Annotated in this window: 5 protein-coding genes and 1 pseudogene; 3 read left to right on the top strand and 3 right to left on the bottom strand. The window is 32.4% G+C overall.

From position 1 onward, the window contains the following. Together AZF08_RS23075 and AZF08_RS23085 are read right to left on the bottom strand one after the other, a co-directional pair. Positions 1 to 351 (bottom strand): annotated as a pseudogene (locus AZF08_RS23075) (plasmid recombination protein); the annotation flags it as partial. A gap of 390 nt (positions 352 to 741) precedes the next feature. Next, the gene (locus tag AZF08_RS23085) at positions 742 to 1,062 is read right to left on the bottom strand and encodes a hypothetical protein (protein WP_033679198.1); all 321 of its coding nucleotides are present in this window, start codon (positions 1,060 to 1,062) and stop codon (positions 742 to 744) included. A gap of 363 nt (positions 1,063 to 1,425) precedes the next feature. On the opposite strand from AZF08_RS23085, the gene AZF08_RS23090 reads away from it, so the two are divergent. Together AZF08_RS23090 and AZF08_RS23095 are read left to right on the top strand one after the other, a co-directional pair. Further along, a complete protein-coding gene (locus AZF08_RS23090; RefSeq protein ID WP_033679199.1) occupies positions 1,426 to 1,662 on the top strand; it encodes a helix-turn-helix transcriptional regulator in 237 nt (78 codons plus the stop codon). Further along, on the top strand, positions 1,655 to 1,981 hold the full coding sequence (locus AZF08_RS23095) for a hypothetical protein (RefSeq protein ID WP_033679200.1): 327 nt from the start codon (positions 1,655 to 1,657) through the stop codon (positions 1,979 to 1,981). Before AZF08_RS23090 ends, AZF08_RS23095 begins: the two co-directional genes overlap by 8 nt. A 288-nt stretch (positions 1,982 to 2,269) precedes the next feature. Here the strand turns inward: AZF08_RS23095 and AZF08_RS23100 are convergent, their stop codons facing one another. Further along, the gene (locus AZF08_RS23100) at positions 2,270 to 3,397 is read right to left on the bottom strand and encodes a YheC/YheD family endospore coat-associated protein (protein WP_082246227.1); all 1,128 of its coding nucleotides are present in this window, start codon (positions 3,395 to 3,397) and stop codon (positions 2,270 to 2,272) included. A gap of 131 nt (positions 3,398 to 3,528) precedes the next feature. On the opposite strand from AZF08_RS23100, the gene AZF08_RS23105 reads away from it, so the two are divergent. Then, the gene (locus AZF08_RS23105) at positions 3,529 to 4,761 is read left to right on the top strand and encodes an ATP-grasp domain-containing protein (protein WP_033679204.1); all 1,233 of its coding nucleotides are present in this window, start codon (positions 3,529 to 3,531) and stop codon (positions 4,759 to 4,761) included. The last annotated feature ends 281 nt before the right edge of the window (positions 4,762 to 5,042 follow it).

A 5,042-nucleotide genomic window follows, 5' to 3' on the forward strand; every position in this document is an offset into this window, starting at 1 on the left:
CGCCTCAGCATACTGTTTTAACGCCTCTTTCTTCGCTCCCCTATACTTCGGGTCATCTTTCCCCTCTCCAAGCGCTACAACCAATTCTCGTTGCTCATGCGTCTTTGTATCTTTTCTTATCTTGTCATAGTAATCCTTAATTTTGCGGTCATTGCGTTTTTGCTTTTCATTGTACTTGTCCACCGCTTCTTGAAAGACATCCTTGTATACACTTCGGATATCCTTTTGAATAAAGTAAATGTTCTGATCTAACCTGGCTGGATTTATACCAGGATTTCCATGAATGTTTTCTCTGTTATTATGGCTTAATGAACTTTGGTGAGATTGATTAAATGAGATAGAACCCAACATAAAATGCCACCACTTCCCCTAGATTAATTGATACCATAAGTCTAGCAAAGCGACGAAATGGAGTCAATTAACGTAACCCTATACGTATTTTGACGCTAACGCATCAAAATCGATAGGGGTCTGCGACGCTTTTCGGCTTTGCCGAGCCATGCCCAGCATGGCAAAGACAAACCTTGGGCTTTGCCCAAACCCACTGGGGAACTCTTCCCCAGACCCCATCCATCGAACACCCCAACCCCTCAATCCTTGAGGGGCTCCCTCGCCGGTTGGCAGGAACAAACGGCCGTTTGTTCAATGCCAAGAGGGTTCGGGTGTAGTCTAGTTGGTCAAGTCAAATACTCCCTTCGCTTCGCTAGGTCCGTTTTGATTGACCAACACATGCAAAGACCTCTACTGATCACTTTCACTTTGCTCTCTTTTTTTCACCGCATATTCATATAATCGTTCATTAAACTCTTTATCTATCCTTAAAAACTGCTTCTCAGTATTATAGCGTTCCTCTATTTCTTTCAGAAATAATACCTCAGGTTCAGGCATTACATATTGCCCCTCAACCACAATCAGTCTAGCTGCTTGTATCTTCACCTGTAACGACGTCAATTTACAAAACTGTGGTACTGAAAGTTCTCTCATCTTTGCTAATATTTCTAACTTCTTATATTGTTCTTCATTCACTGTAAACTTGACTTGAATCGTTTTTTCTTTGTCCATTTTAGTACCTCCATAATGTACTTTTTAGTACCTATATTTGTACCATTTTGTACCATAAAAACCAACTTTTACTTATTAAAAAAACCCCATTTTTTTATCTAATTAGCACCCAAAAATATAAATATTGCGGATGAGCGGTGGGTATAACGCTTATACTGCTTTTACACCGCTTTTCTACTAGTTTTATACTTGTAATTTTGAGATTTCCCTCATAGAGTTCCTTCTCTTTTACAAGGTTAAAATTCGAAATGTTATATAGAATTTCTTTTAATTTATATAAAAAAAAATATCTTTTGTATAATTAAACTTTACTTTTTTATAAAATAAGTTTAATATAGGTCTTAAGAAAGGAAGGTGTTAACTATGAAGGAAAAATATGGTGATTCCATAGTGAATAAAGTGTACGAACATAGAGTATTAAGAAGAATGTCACAAAAAGATTTAGCTGATGCTGTTGGAGTTTCTAAGCAAACGATATTTGTTATGGAAAAGAATAATTATTCTCCTTCACTGGTGTTAGCATATCGAATAGCAAATTATTTTGAGGTTGATATAAACGAAATATTCTCTTATGTAGGAAAGGAAGATAATAATGCTTGATCAATTAAACAATTGGATGTTAGAAAGCACAGATAATTTCAATATCTTTGTAGGTTTTACAAGCCTTTTGATGTTGGGTTCAGCAATTGTACTTTTTATTATCTACAAAAAAATTGGTAAACCAGATGAAAGAACAAATACTATTTATTTAAAAATTACTTATAGTATGTTTGTTACTCAAATTCTAATGAATTCCCTATTTATTTCTTTAGTTAGTAAAGACATGTATTTCCGTCAATTCTTTATATTAACTCAAGCCTTGGTATTCTTTGTTGGAGCTATTTATTCTATTAAATTATATAGAAAAGAATGCAAGTAGTTTACTTGCAAAAAACAATAAAAAAACAGTAGTGATTTTATGCACTACTGTTTTTTTATTATCCCCTTTTTGAAAGTAAACTTTAATATATTAGTTTACATTCAAATCCCCTTAAACATTGACTTCATCCCAATTCCCCTGATATCCTCAAAATCAGCAATAAAAGTATACATTCAAAACACGATAAATAAAGAGGTCATAACAAGCATGAACAAAAAAGAATCATTAATCTCACTTTGATCTTCGAAGAAATACTGAAGGATGGTGATCGAAACTCATAGATTGCTATTACTGTATTTTTTTCTTTCCTTTTTTTGGTTTGTGTTTATCAGCTAAATATCTAGCATAGTGAATCATGTTTCTAGCTACATCTAATTCAAGATTAAATATATTCGGTACACCTGGTCTCCAATTCACTTCAAATAACCATAATTTTTGGTTCTCATCAATCCCAACATCAATTCCTAATTCATCAAATAATACATTCTTATATAAAGAATTAAAATGGTTAGAAAAGCTTACCGCAAATCGCTCCAGATACCTTTGAATATCGTACCAATTGTCATCAAACTCTGTTTTTAAAAAGGTGTCTAAATAAGTACTATAACCACCACTAGCCATATTTGATACAATGCTTCCCAATCGACCTATCCTTGGAAAAATTGAAGTAATGACCCATTTTCCTTCTCCGTTTCTTTGAACATGCAACCGAAAATCATAAACATGACCAGATTTCATTTGACATAAAATAAACTGTTGAACTACATAATCTTTCTCTTGTATTTTATGAGATATAAAGTCTAGTAATTGTTTTTCATTAATTGATGAAACTTGCCCTGCCTCATTCATTTTGTAATGCTCTACCCCATGTTTTTTAATAAAAACGATGCCTCTACCTTGATGTCCAGATATCGGTTTAATAATAACTTTTTCAAAGCGGTTGATTATGTCAAAAAACTTTTTAACATCAGTTAATTCATAAAAAGGAATAAGATATTGCTTAAATTCTTCTGCTTGTTTAATTCTGTTATATACACTTAATTTATCTCCAATCGAATGACTTGTAAACGGAATCCTATCGTATAGATAATCAAAGATGTGTTGAATTTTATCACTATCAGGAGCACTTGCATTATAAATAACATCGGGAAAAGGAAATTCTTTTTCAATCCACTCGCCATTTTCATAGGTTTTCCCTAAAATCTTTTGAGTTTCTATATTTACTTTGCCTAGGGTAAAGTAAAAAAAGTTTACACCTTCAGCTTTTGCTACAGCTGCATAAGCATATGCCTTCTTTACATTTCTCGGATCTTTTCGATGATGAAGCATACCAATTATAGTCATATTGGTTCCTCTTCTCCTCTTTCTAAAGCTCTTTTTCAAAATACATATCAAATTCAGCTTATATATATTCATAAATTATCCTCATTTAACCAATTTTTAAAGGATTAAGAACAACCTTTGTCCCATTTTTATATTCTATTTATATATAGATAACGAGTTTGAATTTTTTATAAAAACGATTAAAGATAGGATGACACAAAATTATGAAAACTATTGTTTTTATTGAAACAAATAAATCTGGATCGAGTAGGGAAGCAATTAAAGCAGCAGAGGAACTTAATTTCTTTACGGTTTTGTTAACTGGAAAAAAAAGATTTCTTGAAAAACGAAGTGAATTTCCCGATGTACATCAGATGATTTTTACTGATATAGACAATTACGATAATTTAATTACAATAATCAACAAGCTAAAAAAAACAGGGAAAAATATAAAAGGGATTTTTAGTTTTATTGATTCTTTTGTTTATGTAGCTGCATGTTTGTCAGAGAAGTTCTGTCAAAGTATTGTATCTACTGAAGCAATCTATCATATGAATAATAAAATATTGACTCGTAACGTGCTTAAGGGTTTACCAGTCTCACTTAATTATTTAATTTACAAACCAACAGAATCATTATCATCTTTTCTGAAAGAAGCTAAAAAAATGAATTTTCCTCTTATCGTTAAATCTCCTGAATCAGCAGGATCAAAAGATGTATTATTGGCAAAGGATAAAAATCAATTAATCTCATCTATACAAACCCTTTCAAAAAAACGACCTAATGAAAAAATTCTACTTGAGGAATATATAGATGGACCCCAATACTTAGTTGAAGTTTTAGTTCATAATGGAAAGGTTCATATTATTGCGGTAATTGAACAAGAAATTACATTTTTTGAACGTTTTATCGTCACTGGTTATTCCTTGTTAGGACGAGTAGACGACAGACTATATTATAGTCTTCTCAATTCTATTAACTCTGTTGTACAGGCTTTTGATATGAAAAATGGTGCTTGTCATCTTGAGCTCCGTAGAGTAAATCGTATTTGGAAGTTAATTGAGATAAATCCGCGAATATCAGGTGGAGCTATGAATCGCATGATTGAAATTGGACATGGAATCAACTTAGTACAGGAAACTATTCAGCTAATGTTAGGAAATAAACCTTCACTGAAAAAAATACGTTATAAATATGTGTACACTCATTACTTAACAGTCGATTCTATAGGAAAACTAATTCAAGTTACAGGAAAAAACCGTAGTTCTAAATATCCGTGCGTGGAAGAAGTATATATAGCACCCAAAAAAGGAAATATCCTAAAACCACCTACATCAATGGGACATCGATGCGGATACATTTTAGCATCATCATATTATAAAAAAAAGGCTAAAAGAATGGCTTTAGAAGCAGCTACAGAAATCTCTTTTAAGATTGAACCAACGTATGCAACATAAGAAACCCTATATATACCAACTGGTAACAATACACTAAAAATCATGTTCCTTTCCTCTCATCTCAGAAAGAATCTTTCCGCCGACAACGTTTCACCTGTATATGATATTTATGTCAGGTTGACATAACCTCACTTATCAGCAGTCAATTTATCTAGAAACCTAGAAAAAGTCCCTTCAGAAGATAAAATGTACCCTTTGTAAAGGACATTAAAAAAAGCCTAGACAGCTTGAAGAAGATGATCTCTGTATTGTACAGGGGTCATCTTTTTTAAATTCCATTG

Source organism: Bacillus gaemokensis (assembly GCF_001590835.1).
GTDB lineage: Bacteria > Bacillota > Bacilli > Bacillales > Bacillaceae_G > Bacillus_A > Bacillus_A gaemokensis.